Genomic DNA, 18,302 nt, shown 5'->3' with positions numbered 1-18,302 from the left:
TCTCTCGGACGCGCCGGGCGGCTGCTCGCAAAGCGAGGCCGGCCGCCGCAAAGCACGCCCCCACTCTGATTAGTGGCGGATCCGGGCCGGCGCCGTACAACAAAATCAGAAAAAGGCGAAAAACCCGTCTGCACTGGCCCCGCCGGGGGATCGTGCCGAGGGAACGAGCTCGGCGCCGAGACGCCGCCCTACGGGGTCACGCACGCCCCGGCGAGGCCGGGGGGGAGGCGGGGGTTCCTGGCGTCGTCACTGCCTCTTCGCGAGGACACCGCCGCAGGTTTAGGCCGACGCTAGCCACCCAGAGTGAGGCGCCGATGAGCAGAGGCGCTCTATCGGTGAGCTGAGGGGGGTGAGCTGCACCGACGCGAGCTGCGCGTCGGCCGCACCTGCTCAGGACGACGCCTCCTGAGCGACTTAACATCCCGACAATTCCAAAAGCGGTTGTTCACGCCTCCGCTGGAATCTCAGAATCAAAGGAGAGACAGCTAAGGTGATTCCACAGCGATTGCTCAGCGGAAAGTTTTTGTGGGTTACGAAGCACTCGCGATCATCACTAGAATAGCAATGATTGCCGTAGCAAGCAACGAACCGCGAAGACTGAACCGTATTGGCCATCTCATCCAAGGGAGAATCGCTAGGGAAGCAAACAGATAGGTTGGCACCCAGGCCTTTAACCAGACGATCTTTCTCCCTGGTGTCCAAGTCACATTCAAAGCGGGAAAATCGACTATGGGTTTCACTCCGGGGAGTGTCAACTTCAGTCCTACCCACGTAATCTCTTCCGCGTTCAGGTTCGTGGAATAAAAGCTCCAAGCGAGCGGCTGCGGATTGGTAACTGTCGACAGCCGGAATTGTCCACAAGCGGATTGAAGGCTGAAGTTATTTCCAGAGTACTTCCCCCCAACGTGGTCAGACCACCAGTAGCCTCGCACCCAAGACGCACAAGCCAGGATGAATCCGATTAAGAATAACGCGGAAACAAAGAATCGCAGGAACCTAACCATAGACCGCCCACACTTAGGGCAAGGAACTGGTTTTGCAATTGCCATTTGTCTAAGTCTATACGATCTGCGATTGAGTTGCGCCTTTAACGTATCAATAGCAGGTGCGTGTGGAACCGGAGAGTGAGGGACGAATTGGCGAGGCGGGACTCACATAGGGGGGGAACTGCGCCAATTTGTCTAGCGAAGGAGTGACCCTCCTGGGCAGGTTCGATTATCGCCCAATCTGACGGCGGTGGACATCACCGCCCTCAGATCCGACGCCCCCCACGCTGCCCGAGCCGCACCTGCCGCCGCGGGGGTCGTCCGGCGAGTAGCCGCGGAGGTGTGGAAGACCTGCGCCCCGGCACGTCGGACCTAGCAGCCCGTTGAAAAATGCCACTCCCCCGACCAACCCCTTGGCGCTAAACTGCGTCGCCGACGAAAGCGTGACTTGAGCAGGAGCGAAGCGATGGGGATGGGAAGGCGAGAGCGGGATCGGCAGGACGTGTTGTTCGTGACGGCCCAGCAGCTGCCCAAGAGTCAGGGGCACGCGTTCTACAAGCGGCTCAATAGGCTGCTTTCCGAGGCGGGCTTCGACCGCGAGGTCGAGAAGCTGTGCGAGCCGTACTACCAGCCGACCGGCACGCGTGGGCGGCCGTCGGTCCCGCCGGGAGTCTACTTCCGGATGTTGATGGTGGGTTACTTCGAGGGGATCGGTTCACAGCGGGGCATCGCGTGGCGGTGCGCCGACAGCCTCAGCCTGCGGGAGTTCCTGGGCGTTCCGCTGACCGAGGCGACCCCCGATCACTCGACGCTCAGCCGGGTCCGCGACCGCCTGCCGCTGGAAGTCCACCAGGAAGTGTTCCGGCTGGTGCTGCAACTGGCGGCGCAGCAGGGACTGCTAAAAGGCAAGACGGTAGCGGTCGATTCGACTACCCTTGAAGCCGATGCGGCGATGAAGAGCATCGTGCGGCGCGACACAGGAGAAGACTGGAAGGCGTACGTCATCGGCTTGATGAAGAAGGAAGGAGTGATCGAAAAAGGAGACGAGCCGAGCGACGAAGAGGTCCGCCGCTTCGATAAGAAGCGGAAGAACAAAAGGGTCTCGAACGCCGAGTGGGTCAGCACGACCGACCCGAGCGCACGGATCACCAAGCTCAAGGACGGCCGCACGCATTTGGCGTACAAGGCGGAGCACGTGGTCGATATCGAGACGGAGCTGATCTTGGCGGCAGAGGTCTATCACGGCGACCACAGCGACACGAAGACCCTCTGCGACAGCGTGATGGAGGCGCAGACGCACCTGTCAGAGGCTGGGCTGGAAGCGCAGATCGAAGAAGCGGTTGCCGACAAGGGCTACCACGCTGCCGAGCAGCTGGAACTGGTCACGTCGGTCGGGGTGCGGACGTATGTGCCGGAGCCCAAGCGCCGCGGCGAGTCGCGTCTGAGCGCCAAGCCAGTCGAGCAGCAGCGCGCGGTGAAGGGTAACCGCCGGCGGACCAAGACCGCCAAGAACAAACGGCTCCAGCGGCTGAGGAGTGAACGGGTCGAGCGCAGCTTCGCCCACGTGTGCGACACCGGCGGGTCACGCCGCACATGGCTGCGGGGGATCGACAAGGTGAGGAAGCGGTTACTGACGTCGGCGCTGGTGCGGAACCTGGGCCTGGTAATGCGGAAGCTGTTCGGGATCGGCACGCCGAGGGGCCTGCAGGGCGAAGGTGGCTCCGCCGGGCTTATGCAGCTCGCCTGGCTTCTCATCGCGGCGATGAAGAACTTGTGGGACACACATGCTCGCCTGGGAGCCCGGCCTACAGAGTCACGCCTCCAACTGCTCACAGTTGGCGGGCCACAGGAGTATGCGCTTAGATCAACGGGCTGCTAGCGGCACAACGCCCCCCCGGGTGACAAGAAGGCGTCGCGCACTAGGGGGCCCGGCGTGGTCGTCCCACTCGCCGAGGTTAGCCGGCCGCGGCGCTCGTCCACAAGTCAACGAAAGAGGTTCCTGACGCCTTTTTCCCAAGCAATGGCAGGATCGCCCCGCGCCAACTAGGTTTGAGTGGATGAAACACGCACCATCCAACGCGCTTGCGCGACTGCTCGCTTCCACGCTGGTAGCTTCCTCGCTGCTTGTCGGTCTGCTGGCGCCCGCCGTTCTCGCCGCTGGCGCCCGCAGCAACATCGTCTGGATCATGGCCGAGGACATCAGCACCGAGCTGGCCTGCTACGGCGAGCCGGCCGTCCAGACGCCGCACCTCGACGCGCTGGCGTCGCAAGGCGCCCGCTACACCAACGCCTTCTGCACCGCCCCCTCCTGCACCCCTTCGCGCAACGCGATGATGACAGGCGTCTACCAGACCCGCACCGGCACGCAGGACCAGCGGCGCAGCGGCGTGACGCTGCCGGCCGGCGTCGTGCCGATCACGCGGCTGCTGCGCGAAGCGGGCTACTACACCGCCCTGGGCTGCGGCTACTCCGACAAGACCGACCTGAACTTCGAGGCCGACCCGCTGTTCGACGGCCCCGACTGGCAGGCCCGCCGGCCCGGTCAGCCCTTCTTTGCGCAGATCACGCTGTACGGCACCCACCGCAACCCGGGCCGGGGCTGGACCGACGTGCGGCGGCGTTCGCCTCACCCGGTCGACCCCGCCAAGGTCGAGCTCCCCCCCTACTTCCCGGACGACCCCGCGTGCCGGTTGGACTGGGCGATGTACCTCGACGCGATCGAGGCGATGGACGCCCAGGTGGGCCAGGTGGTCGCGCGGCTCGACCGCGAGGGGATCGCGGACAACACGGTCGTGATCTTCATCGGCGACAACGGCCGCTGCCACCTGCGCGGCAAGTGTTGGCTGTACGACCCGGGGATCCGCGTGCCGCTGGTGATCCGCTGGCCGGGCCACGTGGCGCCCGGTTCGGTCGAGACGAGCCTGGTGAGCATGATCGACGTCTCGGCGACCGTGCTGGAGATCGCCGGCGTGGGGGGTGCGGACGGGGGGGCCGACGGGCTCCCCGATTGGCTCGACGGCCGGCCGATCCTGGGCCCCAACGCACAGTCCCGGGACCACGTGTTCGCGGCGCGCGACCTGATCGACGAGGTGATGGATCACATCCGCTGCGTGCGCACCGACCGCTACAAGTACATCCGCAACTACAACCCCGAAAACGGCTACCGCGAGTGCGAGTACGTGCGAGAGAACCGCCCGATGCTGCCGGTCATCGAGCGGCTCGCGGCGGAGGGGAAGCTCACCAGCGCTCAACAGACGATCGTGGCCCAGACCAAGCCGGCCGAGGAGCTGTACGACATTGTGGAAGACCCGTTCGAGCTGAACAACCTAGCGGAGTCCGCGGAGCACCGCCCGACGCTCGAAGAGCTGAGGGGGCTGGTCGATGGCTGGATCGCGGAGACCGGCGACAAGGGGCTGGAGCACTTGGAGCGGCCGAACTAGCGGGGCGCTAGGCGCCTTGGGCGCCTTCTAGGTTGATGGGCTTGGCGGATGGGGCGACCAGCCCGACTTGGAAGTGGCCGCCGATGCGTCGATCTCGCCGAGCGGGTCTCCGGCCGCCTTGCCGGCGGATTCCAGGAACCTTCGCAACTGCGCGAGGTGCATGCCGTTGGGGACCCAGTTGTGGCCCTGTCCTGGAACCGCAACGAACTGCTTGGGCTCGTTCGCGGCGGCGTACAGCTTTCTGCCGTGCTCGATGTCGATCACCCTGTCGGCGTCGCCGTGCGCGATCCAGGTCGGCCCGTGGAACCGCTGGATCTTCTTGAGCGAGTCGAAGCGGTTGCGCATCAGCAGCCGCGTGGGCAGCAGCGGCAGAGCGTCGTGAGCGACGTCTGGGAGCGACGTGAACGTGCTCTCAAGCACCAGCGCCCGTGCGCCGTCGTTCGCCGCTAAGTCGACCATCACCCCGCCCCCCAGCGACTGGCCGTAGAGCACGATGTCGCTGGCCGGCACGCCCGCGCGTTGGCTCAACCACGCCCTGGCGGCCCGGGCGTCGCGCAGCAGGCCGGGCTCTGACGGCGTCCCCTCGCTCCGGCCGTAGCCCCGGTAGTCGAACAACAGCACGCTGGCGTTGCAGTGCTGGTTGAGCTGCCGGGCGACCATCCACCGGTCGGCCACATTCCCGGCGTTGCCATGGGCGAAGAGGATGATCGATTCCGGCGACGCGACCGGGCAGTACCAGCCATGCAGCGCTACGCCGTCGTCTGCCTCGAAGAACGCATCCTCGGGCACGAAGTCGGCGGGATGAATCGCCTCTGCGTAGTGCTTCGCGGGTTGGTAGACGATGGCGTCGTCGATCGAACGCACGCCCGGGGGGCTGAGCGAGACACAACCGACAAGCGACGCGCAAACGCCGATCGTGACCGCGTGGATCGCTTGCATGGCCGCCTCGCCCCGTCTGACCCGGAAGACGCGGCGGCAGGTTAGGGGGCGGGGGGGATTGGGTCAAGCACGATCCGGTCGGGTGGCCGGGGTCGCAGGCGTAAGCCGGCGCCCCCTCGGCGGACCCTCGGACCCGCGCGGCTACTGCGCCACTGCTGCGAATGTTAGGGGCGCGGGCCGGGGGCCGCGTGCTCGTCGCACTTCTTGCATCCGAGCCGGTGTCCGAGCATCGCTTCGCGCCCGCTGCTGGTGGTGACCCACACCCGGATCAGCCACGGAGGGTCGTGGCGTACGTGTTGGTTGTGACCGCAGGCGAGCTGGGCCACCCAATGACCGTCGTCGTCGGTGTGGTATCCGGTGATCGGTTGCTGCATGGGGCGAGCTGCGGAAGAGAGGCGCCCGGCTACTGGTTCTCGACGGCTTCTAGCACCCTATCGCGAGAGCTTTGCACTTCCCTTCCTCGCGTTGTCAGGGCTCAAACTTACAGGTGAAAAAGTGAGGAAATCAACAACAATGCCCGCTAAGACTCCGAATGCCACGAACATGAGAACATGCCCGAAGAAACTTGACGGAGTAGGTATCAGCGACAGGCTGGCAGTCAAACCAGCAGACAAGAATGCCATGACCCATCCGAAACGTCTGCCTAAAGCGCACAGCGCCGCCGCCATACACAACGCCCACAGAGCATACACGTTTGTCGCGGGGAGGCAGTACCCATCCGTATACACGTTGAGAATAGCGAATAGCTGGTAACCCAGAAGGATTACGACAAACAACTTGCGCCCAGGCGATCTCAATTTACTCTCTCTGGCCTAACACTACAGCGCTAGGTCACGTCCATCTGCAGCGTATCAGGCCTTTGAGAATGATGCCGTTTCTCCGCAGTTTTTTCAGGGTTCGCTTCCGGTGGGAGGCCCGCGCGGCGGCGTTGCGTTGTTGCCAGTGCTGGATGACGTTGGCGGTGTGCTCGATGAGCGTCGGCGAGGCCCGGCCGTTACGCTGCCAACTCGGCAGCAGCGCGCCGACGGCGGCGTGGACTTGGCAGACCGTGACCTCCGGATTTTTTCCCCCGCAGCCGTTCACGACAGCGGGCCAGGAACAAGTAGCTGACGCACGACAGGATCAAATGGCGTTTGAGACCGAGGTAACAGCGGCCCTCCCACTGATCGAGTCCGATCTCCTGCTTCTGGTCGCGGAAGCACCGTTCGACGCGCCACCGCGAGAACGCAACCAGCAACAACGTCTCGATGGTCGTGTCGGACGGGGCGTTGCTGATGAAATACTTCACCTCATCGTGGTTCAATGCGTTGCGGGCGACGAGCAGGTGGAGTTCGATCCCCGGCAACCCGTCGTCGTTCTTCATGACGATGCGGGCGTGCTTCGCCTCCCACACGAGCGGCCCCTTCTCGCCGTCCTTCACGTAGTACCGGGTCCACGCTTGATCACGCAGCTCGGGCCAGTTCTCGGCGAGGTCTTGCACGCTCTGCGGGGCGCTCGCTGCGGCGACCAACCGCGGGACCTTGCGGGGCCGGCCGCGACCGCCGCGGCGAAAGGGTCGCTCCGTCACGCGCGGCCGGTCGGTCCAACACGAGAACGTCGTCGGGACCTCGGCGACGAAGCGTTGCTTTCGACCGTCCAAGCCCTGCAAAAACAGCGGCTTTCCGCCGTAGCCTTCGTCGAACGTCAGCCAGTCGAACATCACGCCGTGGGCCGCGGCCCGATCGCAAAGCTCCAGGGCGATCTTCCACTTGGAGCGGTAGACCATGTCCTCGGGAATGCCGGCGGCCCGACACCGCTGGCGGTCCTCCGACCAACTCTCCGGCAAGAACAGCTCGCCGTCGACCAGCGCGTGGAAGTCGCCGGTCGCGTAGCCCAAGTGGACCGTGACGATGCCGTTCTCCTGCTTGCCGACGCAGCCGCAGTACTGCCGCTGCACGCCGGGCGTCTTGTCCCCCTTCTTGACGTCGCTCGTTTCGTCGATCAGGCCGATCGAGTGCGGCCCCGCATGATCTCGGAGGACGATCTCTTGGAGTCGCCGGCGCACGGCGTCTTCGTCCCAGCGGTGCTGGGCCAGGAACTCTTGCAGCGTCCGCGGCGCCACTCCGGCGGCCAGCGCCATCGGCTCGCAACTCTTCGCGGGCAGTTCGGAGAGTTGGCCTTCGACGTAGGTTGGCAAGTGCGCACGAGTATCTCGACGCGAGAAACAGGCGTCGAATTCGTGCAAGTAACTCGTCAATTCCGGCTTCAAACGGCGGATCTCATCGGCGTCCATGCTAGCGGCCCTGCGCCAGGTCGCCCCCCTGCGACACCAACAACATGGCCGATCGCCCAAACGCAAACAAGATCAACGTAGCGCTGTAGTACTAACGCAGGGCTACCAAAGGACGGACTCAGTGGAATCGAGAAATGCACTCAACTACGACGCCTCGACGTTAGTGGTGCGGCAGTTCGCGACGTCGATGTGGCTTGCTTGACTGAGCTTAAGATGCTTGAGGCAGTGAACTTGTACAACACAGAAATCACCGGACGTTGTGCTGAGTCACTGCGAGAACTGCCGCTGCTTCGCGAGCTCAACGTGTCGTCTACGGGCTTTGATGCGGAAGCGTTAATTCAGCTAGTAGACAATGCGCAGCTCGTAATTGTTAGAGCGTTGAGGACCGCAGTATCACGTGACCAAGCGCACGCTTTCCACGGCGATTGCGCCAAGCTAGGCAATATGCGACCCTCTAGGCAAGCCGGCGTTTGGAATGGCAGCAGGTGTTGCCTGGCGGCCGGCGGGACCTGGAGGGATGGGCATGGGCGCCAAGGCGAGCGTGCGGATTGCGGAGCATTTCGAGGGCCTCACCGACCCGCGTCGGCGTGAGGTGACCTACCCGCTGGTGAACATCGTGGCGATGGCGTTGTGCGCGGTGCTGAGCGGGGCGGACGACTTCGTGGCGATCGCCGACTGGTCGCGGGAGAAGAAGGATTGGCTGGCGAGATTCTTGGACATGAGCAGTGGGGTCCCCTCGCACGACCGCTTCAACGCGGTCTTCGCGGCGATCAAGCCGGCGGAGTTCGAGAAGTGCCTGCTGAGCTTCATCACGGCGTTGCACGAGGTGACCGAAGGGCAGGTGATCGCGATCGACGGCAAGACCTTACGGAGGAGCTTCGACGCGGCGAGCAGCAAGGCGCCGATCCACATGGTCAGCGCGTGGGCGTCGGCCAATCACATCGCGCTGGGGCAGGTGGTCACCGACGCGAAGAGCAACGAGATCACGGCCATTCCCAAGCTGCTGGATATCCTAGAAATCCAGGGGTGTTTGGTGACGATCGATGCGATGGGCTGCCAGCGGGAGATCGCCGAGCAGATCGTCGTGGGAGGGGGGGACTACGTGCTGGCGGTCAAGGGGAACCAGCCCAATCTGCACACAGCGATCAAGGGCTTCTTCGCCGCCCACCTCGAAGACGATTGCAGCGGCATCGATTGCCGCCGCTCCGAGTCGCACGAGAAGGGGCACGGCCGGCAGGACGATCGCTACTACTACTTAGCGAAGCTTCCGGACGGGTTCGACGAGGGGAGCAAGTGGCGCGGGCTCAAGGCGATCGGCCTGGCGTGCCGCATCACGACCCACGCCGACGGAACACAGACGCACGACACCCGCTACTACATCGCCAGCCGCTACCTCAGCGGCCAAAAGTTCGCCGACGCGGTCCGTGGCCACTGGGCGATCGAGAACGCGTTGCACTGGCAACTAGACGTCACCTTCGGCGAAGACCAATGCCGCATCCGCAAAGGCCACGCCGACGCCAACTTCAGCCTGCTGCGCAGGACAGCGCTGAGCCTGCTCAAGAACAACACCTCACGCAAGCTGGGCGTCAAGAACAAACGCCTCGCGGCCGCATGGAGCGACCAGTATCGGCTTGAAGTCCTGTGCGGGAGGTGAGTTATGGTGCGATCGCCCTGCACGCTTTCTGCCTAGCGCATCTGAAGAGACAACAAGCGCTAGTTGAAAGCAGAGAACTTCCGTGGTATCAGCCGGCGGTGACGGTCATCGTGGGTGAGGGGGGTGGCTTGCGCGCCATCGACCGCTTGCCCCGGTGGGGAGGGCCGGACAACGAACGACTGGTGAAGTCCCTTCTTCAGGCCGGTGGACACGCCGGCCAGGGAGCTGGCGGCGAAATCGGCGGAATCGATCTTGGTCAGGTACAAACCCCGGAGTCGTGGGTGAACCGCTTCGCTGCTTGTGGCACGGTGCGATCAGCGTCTGTTGGTCCCGCGCGAGTCGACGCGCAGCTAGCGGGGGCGGTAGCGCGGATCACAACTTTGCAGGTGCTTTCGGCCAGGGGCTCGCGGGTAGAAGCGGGGGCGTTGGCGTCGCTGCGGGGGCACAGCCAGCTTGCGTCACTTGATCTCTACCAAGCGAGTTTTGAGGATAGCGAGCTCGGCGGTTTCAAGCCACAGGACGGGCTCGCAAGCCTTGATCTGAGTGATTCCAACGTAACTGATGCAGCTTTGACGCAGCTTTGCGATGCGCACAAACTGACGGACCTCGGCCTAAGTCAGACGGACGTTACCGATGCGGGCGTATCAGCATTGAGAGAATTGTCATCGATCCAGATCCTTGGCCTTGCGTCGACGGCAGTGACCGATGAGTGCGCTCAGGTTCTCAAGCAATTGCCCAATCTTCAGAACCTCGATATGTCTGACACACAGTTCAGCGGAAAGGGGCTCCGTGAGCTGTTGGGGTGCGCAAGCTTAGACAGAATCTCGCTGAGCGGCGCGAAAGTGTCGGCAGAAGACGCGGCAGAGTTCGTTCGTCTACACACTGCGAAGCACCGAGCCGCTGATGTGCGTGGACGCCGCGATGACGACGGCTTTCCCGTGGTGGTCGAGCTAGCAGCCCGTTGATCTAAGCGCATACTCCTGCGGCCCGCCAACTGTGAGCAGTTGGAGGCGTGACTCTGTAGGCCGGGCTCCCAGGCGAGCATGTGTGTCCCACAAGTTCTTCATCGCCGCGATGAGAAGCCAGGCGAGCTGCATAAGCCCGGCGGAGCCACCTTCGCCCTGCAGGCCCCTCGGCGTGCCGATCCCGAACAGCTTCCGCATTACCAGGCCCAGGTTCCGCACCAGCGCCGACGTCAGTAACCGCTTCCTCACCTTGTCGATCCCCCGCAGCCATGTGCGGCGTGACCCGCCGGTGTCGCACACGTGGGCGAAGCTGCGCTCGACCCGTTCACTCCTCAGCCGCTGGAGCCGTTTGTTCTTGGCGGTCTTGGTCCGCCGGCGGTTACCCTTCACCGCGCGCTGCTGCTCGACTGGCTTGGCGCTCAGACGCGACTCGCCGCGGCGCTTGGGCTCCGGCACATACGTCCGCACCCCGACCGACGTGACCAGTTCCAGCTGCTCGGCAGCGTGGTAGCCCTTGTCGGCAACCGCTTCTTCGATCTGCGCTTCCAGCCCAGCCTCTGACAGGTGCGTCTGCGCCTCCATCACACTGTCGCAGAGGGTCTTCGTGTCGCTGTGGTCGCCGTGATAGACCTCTGCCGCCAAGATCAGCTCCGTATCGATATCGACCACGTGCTCCGCCTTGTACGCCAAATGCGTGCGGCCGTCCTTGAGCTTGGTGATCCGTGCGCTCGGGTCGGTCGTGCTGACCCACTCGGCGTTCGAGACCTTTTTGTTCTTCCGCTTCTTATCGAAACGGCGGACCTCGTCGTCGCTCGGCTCGTCTTCTTTTTCGATCACTCCTTCCTTCTTCATCAAGCCAATGACGTACGCCTTCCAGTCTTCTCCTGTGTCGCGCCGCACGATGCTCTTCATCGCCGCATCGGCTTCAAGGGTAGTCGAATCGACCGCTACCGTCTTGCCTTTTAGCAGCCCCTGCTGCGCCGCCAGTTGCAGCACCAGCCGGAACACTTCCTGGTGGACTTCTAGCGGCAGGCGGTCGCGGACCCGGCTGAGCGTCGAGTGATCGGGGGTCGCCTCGGTCAGCGGAACGCCCAGGAACTCCCGCAGGCTGAGGCTGTCGGCGCACCGCCACGCGATGCCCCGCTGTGAACCGATCCCCTCGAAGTAACCCACCATCAACATCCGGAAGTAGACTCCCGGCGGGACCGACGGCCGCCCACGCGTGCCGGTCGGCTGGTAGTACGGCTCGCACAGCTTCTCGACCTCGCGGTCGAAGCCCGCCTCGGAAAGCAGCCTATTGAGCCGCTTGTAGAACGCGTGCCCCTGACTCTTGGGCAGCTGCTCTGCCGTCACGAACAACACGTCCTGCCGATCCCGCTCTCGCCTTCCCATCCCCATCGCTTCGCTCCTGCTCAAGTCACGCTTTCGTCGGCGACGCAGTTTAGCGCCAAGGGGTTGGTCGGGGGAGTGGCATTTTTCAACGGGCTGCTAGGGCAGTAGGATGCCTCTTCGCCGATCGCTTGTCTGGCGGGGTTGAAAGTAGTCCTGCCAACGGTGGTTGCCGGAGCCGCGCCGCTCCCGCTCACGAGCGGGTCTTCCCGCGCCCCTCGAGCTCCGGGCGGTACTTCTTGGGGTCGAATTTGGGGTTGGGCGTCGGCGTCGCGGCGGCCGTGTCGGTGAGGAACGTTTTGATCAGCCCGTCGAGCTCCGCGACCAGCTCAGGCTTTTCGGCGGCGAGGTTGTCGCGCTCGCCGAGGTCTTCCTTGAGGTTGAACAGCAGGTAGCGGTGCCCGCCCTCTTCGCCGCCGTGGAAGATGCGGATTAGTTTCCAGTCGCCGCGGTGGACCGACACCGACGGCGGGAGCCAGTCGGGCACCGGCGGGTTGTGCGGGAAGTACTGAAACACCGCGTTGCGGCCGGTCGCCTCGTCCGGCTGGGTGGGGTCGCGCAGCACCGGCATCAGGCTCACGCCGTCGAACTTCTGGCCGGGCGCCGGGTCGAGCCCCAGCCCCGCCAGCAGCGTTGGATAGAAGTCTTCGCTCTGGCACAGGGCGTCGGTGCGGGCGCCGGCCGGGGTGACGCCGGGCCAATCGACGACGCACGGCACGCGCGTCCCCCCCTCGTACATCGTGGCCTTGCCGCCGCGGAGCGGGGCGTTGCTGGTGGGCGGGGCGCCTTCGACCACGTTGTACATGTTGCCGCCGTTGTCCGAGGCGAACACCACGACCGTGTTGTCGGCGATGCCGAGCCGGTCGAGCGCGTCCAACAGCGTCCCGACCGCGTCGTCCATGCTCTGGACCATCGCCGCGTAGGTGGGGCAGTGCTGCGGGTCGTTGGGGTCGATGCGATCACGGTACGCGTCGATCAATGCACTCTTCGCGTCGAACGGCGCGTGCACGCTGAACATCCAGTAGTTGAGGAAGAAGGGCTCCTGGGCGTGCTGCTCTATCCAGTCGACCGCTTCTTGGGCCATGCGGTCTTCGATGTGCTGATCGGGGACGCCGGGGTCGGCGTCGAAGTCCTTGAACTTCCAGGGCGCCACGTAGCTGCCGGCCGGCCCCGGGCCGGGCCAGTGGGGGATGTCTACCGCAAAACCCTGCTCCAGCGGCGAGTAGGGCTTCGGCCCCAGGTGCCACTTGCCGAAGTGGCCCGTCGCGTAGCCGGCCTCCCCCAACGCGTCGGCCAGCGTGCGGTACTGGGTCTTGAGCCGCGTCACGGCCGACGGGATGGTGGCCTTCTGGTTGGGCGCGGCGGTGCGTGTGGGGCTCGCTTGCAGCACCACCTGGGGCAGGTGGCAGTTGGGCGCGGTGATGCCGGTCCGCGCGGGGCTGAGCCCCGTCAGCACCGCCGACCGCGTCGGCGAACAAAGCGGGCTGGCGGAGTAGGCCCGGGTGAACGTGACGCCCCGCGCCGCTAGCCGCTGGATGTTCGGCGTGCGGTACAGCCGGGTGTGGCCGTACAGCGTGGTGTCGGCCCAGCCAAGGTCGTCCGCCAGAATCAGCACCACGTTGGGCGCCCGCGCCGCCGCGAGCGAGGCGCCCCCGAAGAGAACCAGGGGCGCGACCCATAACACGCCGATCCGACCAATCGCGAGAGCAGACGAGAGCATAGTGCTTGCCGGCAGCAGGGAGCAGAGAAGGGGGGCCAACTCTGGCAGTGTAGCAAGCGGATCGGGCCGCGATGGGCTGCAATTTCGTCAATGTCGCACGAAGATCTTCGCACGCGTGGATGCCCGATTCGCGCACGCCGTGCTGGGGGAGTGCGGCGTGGCGCTGCTCCGCTTGCTGGCGTGCACGGCTCGGGTGTTTGCCCGCCGGCAAGCGGTGTCCGGATCCCTCTCTCGTCGGAGGAAAAGGTTCCTGATACGAATGGCACTGTCGATTTCCTCGCGGCGCGCAGTCTGAGCTGGCCGCGGTTTGGCTTTTTGTTATAAGCTGTCCCCGGCAGGTTGATCTTGTAGGAGTTTGGCCCGCCTTGGTAGTTTTTTGAGAGCCCTCCTTGGTGTCACGAGCAGTGAACTTGCCAAGGAGGGTTTTCTCATGTCTGGGATAATCGATCCCCGGCCTCGGCGGCCAGACGGGTTTGGCCAGATCGCCGAGGCATTTCTGAGCGCCGAGGGGCTGCCGTTCGCCGAGGTCATCTCGGCCGATCGGATCGAGGCGGTCTTCGCGCGTCACCAGAACCTGTTCGGGTTGAGGTCGGTCTACAGCACGGCGGTGATGGTCTGGTCGTTCTTGGGGCAGGTGTTGCGCGACGGCAAGGAGGCCTCAGGGCGATTGCGCCACGCTGGGTAGTCTGCGAGACTTACGGCGAGTCGAACATGATTTCGTTGGGAGCGCCGCTTGCGTCATGTTTGCGTTCTTGCCGGAGGGATTGTTGTGGGCGAGGTTTCCGAGGCAGGGATCGCGAGGCATTTCGAGGGGCTAACCGATCCGCGTCGGCGTGAGCCGATCTACCCGTTGGTGAACGTTGTGGTGATGGCGTTGTGCGCGGTCCTAAGCGGGGCGGACGACTTCGTGTCGATCGCCGCGTGGTCGAGGGAGAAGAGAGGGTGGCTGGCGAAGTTCTTGGACCTGTCGGCGGGCGTGCCTTCGCACGACCGCTTCAACGCGGTCTTCGCGGCCCTCAACCCGGCCGAGTTCGAGAAGTGCTTCTTGAGCTGGGTCACCGCGCTGCATGAGGTCACCGACGGCCAGGTGATCGCGATCGATGGTAAGACGCTGCGGCGCAGCTTCGACGCAGCGAGCAGCAAGGCGGCGATCCACATGGTGAGCGCCTGGGCGACCGCCAATCATATCGCCCTGGGGCAGGTCGTCACCGACGCCAAGAGCAACGAGATCACAGCCATCCCAAGGCTGCTTGAGATGCTGGAAATCAAGGGGTGTTTGGTGACCATCGACGCGATGGGGTGTCAACGGGAGATCGCCGAGCGGATCGTCGAAGGGGGCGGCGACTACGTGCTGGCGACCAAGGGGAACCAACCGAACTTGTGCGAAGCGATCGATGCGTTCTTCACCGCGCAACTGGAAGACGACTGCCGGAACGTGGCGTGCCGACGGCACGAGTCGCACGAGAAGGGGCACGGCCGCGAGGAAGACCGTTACTACTACCTGACGAAGCTGCCGGAGGGGTTTCCCGAGCGTGAGAAGTGGCGTGGGCTCAAGGCGATCGGCATGGCGGTCCGCATCACCACCCATGGCGACGGCGCACAGACATTCGACACACGCTACTACATCACCAGCCGCTACGTGAGCGGCAAGAGGTTCGCCGAGGCGGTGCGCGGCCACTGGGGGATCGAGAACTCACTCCACTGGCAGCTCGACGTGACGTTCGGCGAAGACCAATGCCGCGTCCGCAAGGGACACGCCGACGCCAACCTCAGCCTGCTGCGCAGAACGGCGCTGAGCCTGCTCAAGAACAACACCTCCCGAAAGCTCGGCGTAAAGAACAAACGCCTCACCGCGGCATGGAGCGATCAGTACCGACTCGAAGTGCTCTGCGGGGCATGAGTTAACGTGCAATCGCCCTGAAGGAGGCCTCGTGCCAGGGCGCGGTGGCGCGGGTGGTCGCCTACTGCCAGGCCAGCGGGATCGAGCCTCCGACCCAAGACACCGGCGACTACTGCCGCGCCCGCGCGAAGCTGTGCGAGGGCGCCCTGCACGAGCTGACCACGTTGGTTGCAGGAGATGTCGAGCAGGCAGCCAAGCCCGCGTGGCTGTGGAAGGGGCTGCACGCGAAGCTTGTGGACGGGTTCACCTTCACCATGCCCGACACCCCCGCCAACCAGGCCGAGTACCCCCAACCCAAGACGCAACGCCCGGGGTGCGGCCTGCCGATCGCGCGGGCCGTGGTGGTGGTGTCGCTCGCCACCGCGTGCGTGCTCGACGCCGCGATCGCCCGCTACCGCGGCAAGCAGACCGGCGAGTCGGCGCTGCTGCGGATGCTGTTGGGCCGCTTCGGTGCGGGGGATGTGGCGGTGATGGACCGCTACTACTGCTCCTTCATGATGATCGCGCTGCTGCGCGGGCGGGGGGCCGAGGTCTGCGCCCGCAAGCACCACAAGCGGCACAGCGACTTCCGCCGTGGCCTGCGGCTGGGCAAGTACGACCACCTGATCGCGTGGACCCGGCCCGCACGCCCGGCCTGGATGGACCAGGCCGCATACGAGCTGATCCCCCCGCTGCTGGTCCTCCGCGAAATCCGCTACTGGATTGTCGAGAAGGGGCGGCGCACCAAGTCGGTCACCATCATCACCACGCTGCTCGACCCAGCCGTGCACGACAAGCAGTCGATCGCCGACCTGTACGGCTTCCGCTGGAACAGCGAGACCGATATCAACCATATCAAGACCTCGCTGAACCTGAACCACGTGCGGACGCTGTCGCCGGAGATGGTCCGTCGCGAGTTGTGGGCGACGCTGCTGGCCTACAACCTGATCCGCACCACGGCCGCCGCCGCGGCGCTGGCGCATCAGAAGCTGGCGCGTCAGATCAGCTTCACCAGCACCTGCCAGTACGTGCTGGCGACCTGGATGGTCATCCGCGCCGATCACCCCCACAGCGACAGGCTGAAACAGATCGCGGCCACCGCACTGGAGCACATCGCCGCCTGCGAGGTCGCCAACCGACCCGGGCGCCTCGAACCCCGCGTACGCAAACGACGACCCAAGCCCTACCCACTCATGCAAAAACCCCGCAGCGTGCTCCGCGCTCAACTCGCTAAACGCTGTACGTGAAACAGCCTGCGAACGACAGTGCCATTCGTTCCTGATACCGATTGCCTACCGGAGAGCATCCGTATCAGCTAGCTGATGTCGCTCAGCCGGCGCCGCACCTCGACCAGCCGGGCCGGCTCCGCAGAACCAGGTGGAAGTGGTTCGACATGATCGCAAAGCCGATTACGTCGACACCCAGCAGCCCCGCGAGCTCGGTAGCCGTGGTTCGAGCCACGCCTTGCGGTGGTCAAAGTTCTGGCCAGTGTAGAGGTCGAGCCCACACTGGAAACATCGCCGCACGCAGCGGTTGATGCAGTGGTGCGCCGCCAACACGGCAGGATCGACCCGGTCAGCGCGTGCCAGGCGGTCCGTGGGCGCCGCGCCTCGCGTGAGCGGGAAACGGACGGCACGCTGTGCCGTGCACACGCGAACAGTTGGTCGTCAAACGGGGGTGGTGAAATGCTCGGAGGTTGGGTGCCCCCGGTTTGTCTTCCCTCCACCACAAATCGACGGCAGTCTACGAAAAACTAAACTACCACCGGCTGAAGCCGGTGGGTTTGGACGTTCCGTGAGATTCGGACTGAAGTCCTCAACTCACGATGGTGGAGTAACTTGGAATCGGTCGTCACCATCAGGGCAATCGCATCTAATCACGCGGCATTCCCCGTGAGAATCCTCTGAAGCGTGGCGTTATTCCACCCTGCGCGGAGACGTTTGCCGCGTAGACTCTCACGGAGGGTAGTGTCCTGCTTGAGAATCGAGAGCGCCAGGCGGCGAAATCCAGAGCATATTTCTTGGCCGCTGCCCTTGCGGATGCGGCTCTGGTCCTCTGAAAAAGTTACATCGAGCGACCAGTGCAGTGCGTTTTCCACCCGCCAGTGCCCCCGCACATGCCCGGCCAACGACCGCACTTTCGGCGGGTCCGCCGCGGCGGACTGAGGAAAAACGACACCTCGCGGCTCTCTTTGCCGCTGGCCTCGCGGCAGCGGTACACCATGCCGACCGAGCGGACATCGCGCCAGTCGCGGGCAAGCGACTCGGGCGCCGCCGCGACGTAGTACTCCCGCCGTTCTTCCCGCCCGTGGCTCTTCTCGACAGTCGTGTGCCGACGCACGCCGCGGTAGTCGGCGTCGCCGAACTCGATGAACAACTCTTGCAGCGCGTCGTGCATCGAAGGCTGATTGGCTTTGACCTGCAGCACGTAGTCGGCGCCGCGGTTGCGGATCGCTCGGGCGGTCTCCTTCTGACAGTGCATGGCGTCGAGGGTGACCACCGCCCCCTCGATCGCCAGCATCTCAAGAAGCCGGGGAACCGCGGTGATCTCGTTCGACTTCTCTTCGGTCGCCACCTGGCCGATCGACACCCCCAGGTCGGTCGCCCACGCGTTGACCACGTGCAGCGCCGAGCGGCCGACCGACTTGTCGTGCGACCTGCGGAGGGTCTTGCCATCGATCGCCACGGTCTTCCCCTTCAGGTCGAGCTGCAGGCTAGCGACCCAGTTCGCCAAGCAGTTGTAGAACTCGCTGGTGTCGAGCAAGGCGAACACCCGCCCGAACGTGTCGTGCGAGGGGACGCCGTTCTCAAGACGCAAGAACGTGCGGAACCACTCGAACTTCTCACGGCCAAACCGCTCCACATCGGCCCACGTGTCGGCGCCGCAGATCGCGCCGCAGATGGCGATGGCCACCATGTCGCCCAGACGGTGCTGCTTCGTCCGATCCATACGCGGATCGGACAGCTCCTCGAAGTGTGTAAGAATTACAGGAACGTTTGCAGACGCCATGCTCCGACCTCCGTGCTAGGAATGCTACCGCCGGGTCGGCTCCGCCGAC

General features: G+C 64.6%; 14 protein-coding genes. 7 read left to right on the top strand and 7 right to left on the bottom strand.

Annotation, left to right across the window (positions count from 1 at the left end; translation table 11 throughout):
• Window positions 1–1,434: 1,434 nt before the first annotated feature.
• Window positions 1,435–2,865 carry a transposase gene (locus tag Pla175_RS03060; RefSeq protein ID WP_231954157.1) on the top strand — a complete coding sequence of 477 codons (1,431 nt, stop codon included), beginning with the start codon at window positions 1,435–1,437 and terminating at the stop codon, window positions 2,863–2,865.
• A 178-nt stretch (window positions 2,866–3,043) separates the two neighbouring features.
• Window positions 3,044–4,426, top strand: coding sequence for a sulfatase family protein (locus tag Pla175_RS03055; RefSeq protein ID WP_145281221.1), 1,383 nt, complete (start codon window positions 3,044–3,046; stop codon window positions 4,424–4,426).
• A 27-nt stretch (window positions 4,427–4,453) separates the two neighbouring features.
• Here the strand turns inward: Pla175_RS03055 and Pla175_RS03050 are convergent, their stop codons facing one another.
• The 3 genes from Pla175_RS03050 to Pla175_RS03040 form a co-directional block, all read right to left on the bottom strand.
• A complete protein-coding gene (locus Pla175_RS03050) occupies window positions 4,454–5,365 on the bottom strand; it encodes an alpha/beta hydrolase (RefSeq protein WP_145281219.1) in 912 nt (303 codons plus the stop codon).
• 164 nt (window positions 5,366–5,529) lie between these two features.
• Complete coding sequence (locus Pla175_RS03045; RefSeq protein WP_145281217.1) at window positions 5,530–5,739, bottom strand: DUF3565 domain-containing protein; 210 nt, start codon at window positions 5,737–5,739, stop codon at window positions 5,530–5,532.
• A 620-nt stretch (window positions 5,740–6,359) separates the two neighbouring features.
• Window positions 6,360–7,637 carry an IS701 family transposase gene (locus Pla175_RS03040; protein WP_315851498.1) on the bottom strand — a complete coding sequence of 426 codons (1,278 nt, stop codon included), beginning with the start codon at window positions 7,635–7,637 and terminating at the stop codon, window positions 6,360–6,362.
• 523 nt (window positions 7,638–8,160) lie between these two features.
• Between Pla175_RS03040 and Pla175_RS03035 the strand changes: the two genes are divergently transcribed.
• Window positions 8,161–9,291, top strand: coding sequence for an ISAs1 family transposase (locus Pla175_RS03035; RefSeq protein WP_145281215.1), 1,131 nt, complete (start codon window positions 8,161–8,163; stop codon window positions 9,289–9,291).
• Between the two features lie 182 nt (window positions 9,292–9,473).
• Window positions 9,474–10,256, top strand: coding sequence for a leucine-rich repeat domain-containing protein (locus Pla175_RS03030; protein ID WP_197527233.1), 783 nt, complete (start codon window positions 9,474–9,476; stop codon window positions 10,254–10,256).
• Here Pla175_RS03030 and Pla175_RS03025 read toward each other — a convergent pair.
• Together Pla175_RS03025 and Pla175_RS03020 are read right to left on the bottom strand one after the other, a co-directional pair.
• Entirely contained in the window at window positions 10,242–11,672 is a 1,431-nt protein-coding gene (locus tag Pla175_RS03025; protein WP_231954155.1) for a transposase, read from the bottom strand. The genes Pla175_RS03030 and Pla175_RS03025 overlap by 15 nt on opposite strands.
• Before the next feature lie 166 nt (window positions 11,673–11,838).
• The gene (locus Pla175_RS03020) at window positions 11,839–13,365 is read right to left on the bottom strand and encodes a sulfatase (protein WP_145281211.1); all 1,527 of its coding nucleotides are present in this window, start codon (window positions 13,363–13,365) and stop codon (window positions 11,839–11,841) included.
• A gap of 430 nt (window positions 13,366–13,795) precedes the next feature.
• Here Pla175_RS03020 and Pla175_RS03015 point away from each other — a divergent pair, with 430 nt between their 5' ends.
• The 3 genes from Pla175_RS03015 to Pla175_RS03005 all read left to right on the top strand — a co-directional run bounded on the left by Pla175_RS03015 (window position 13,796) and on the right by Pla175_RS03005 (window position 16,491).
• Entirely contained in the window at window positions 13,796–14,050 is a 255-nt protein-coding gene (locus Pla175_RS03015; protein ID WP_145281209.1) for a hypothetical protein, read from the top strand.
• A gap of 84 nt (window positions 14,051–14,134) precedes the next feature.
• Window positions 14,135–15,265, top strand: coding sequence for an ISAs1 family transposase (locus Pla175_RS03010; RefSeq protein ID WP_145281207.1), 1,131 nt, complete (start codon window positions 14,135–14,137; stop codon window positions 15,263–15,265).
• A gap of 44 nt (window positions 15,266–15,309) precedes the next feature.
• Window positions 15,310–16,491 (top strand): IS4 family transposase, encoded by a 1,182-nt coding sequence (locus tag Pla175_RS03005; protein WP_197527232.1) that lies wholly within the window; start codon window positions 15,310–15,312, stop codon window positions 16,489–16,491.
• A gap of 82 nt (window positions 16,492–16,573) precedes the next feature.
• Here the strand turns inward: Pla175_RS03005 and Pla175_RS26735 are convergent, their stop codons facing one another.
• Together Pla175_RS26735 and Pla175_RS02995 are read right to left on the bottom strand one after the other, a co-directional pair.
• Window positions 16,574–16,705 carry a hypothetical protein gene (locus Pla175_RS26735; protein ID WP_261342803.1) on the bottom strand — a complete coding sequence of 44 codons (132 nt, stop codon included), beginning with the start codon at window positions 16,703–16,705 and terminating at the stop codon, window positions 16,574–16,576.
• 603 nt (window positions 16,706–17,308) lie between these two features.
• Entirely contained in the window at window positions 17,309–18,253 is a 945-nt protein-coding gene (locus tag Pla175_RS02995) for an ISAs1 family transposase (RefSeq protein WP_145281203.1), read from the bottom strand.
• Window positions 18,254–18,302: the final 49 nt, after the last annotated feature.

Origin of the sequence: Pirellulimonas nuda, assembly GCF_007750855.1 — a bacterium.
In the GTDB taxonomy this organism is placed as follows: domain Bacteria; phylum Planctomycetota; class Planctomycetia; order Pirellulales; family Lacipirellulaceae; genus Pirellulimonas; species Pirellulimonas nuda.
This window is presented reverse-complemented; position numbering and strand designations above follow the sequence as displayed.

Coding starts and splice junctions, on each gene's coding strand:
- Pla175_RS02995 (WP_145281203.1), bottom strand. CDS start 18,253: ATGGCGTCTGCAAACGTTCCTGTAATTCTTACACACTTCGAGGAGCTG.
- Pla175_RS03035 (WP_145281215.1), top strand. CDS start 8,161: ATGGGCGCCAAGGCGAGCGTGCGGATTGCGGAGCATTTCGAGGGCCTC.
- Pla175_RS03015 (WP_145281209.1), top strand. CDS start 13,796: ATGTCTGGGATAATCGATCCCCGGCCTCGGCGGCCAGACGGGTTTGGC.
- Pla175_RS03055 (WP_145281221.1), top strand. CDS start 3,044: ATGAAACACGCACCATCCAACGCGCTTGCGCGACTGCTCGCTTCCACG.
- Pla175_RS03020 (WP_145281211.1), bottom strand. CDS start 13,365: ATGCTCTCGTCTGCTCTCGCGATTGGTCGGATCGGCGTGTTATGGGTC.
- Pla175_RS03045 (WP_145281217.1), bottom strand. CDS start 5,739: ATGCAGCAACCGATCACCGGATACCACACCGACGACGACGGTCATTGG.
- Pla175_RS03040 (WP_315851498.1), bottom strand. CDS start 7,637: ATGGACGCCGATGAGATCCGCCGTTTGAAGCCGGAATTGACGAGTTAC.
- Pla175_RS03050 (WP_145281219.1), bottom strand. CDS start 5,365: ATGCAAGCGATCCACGCGGTCACGATCGGCGTTTGCGCGTCGCTTGTC.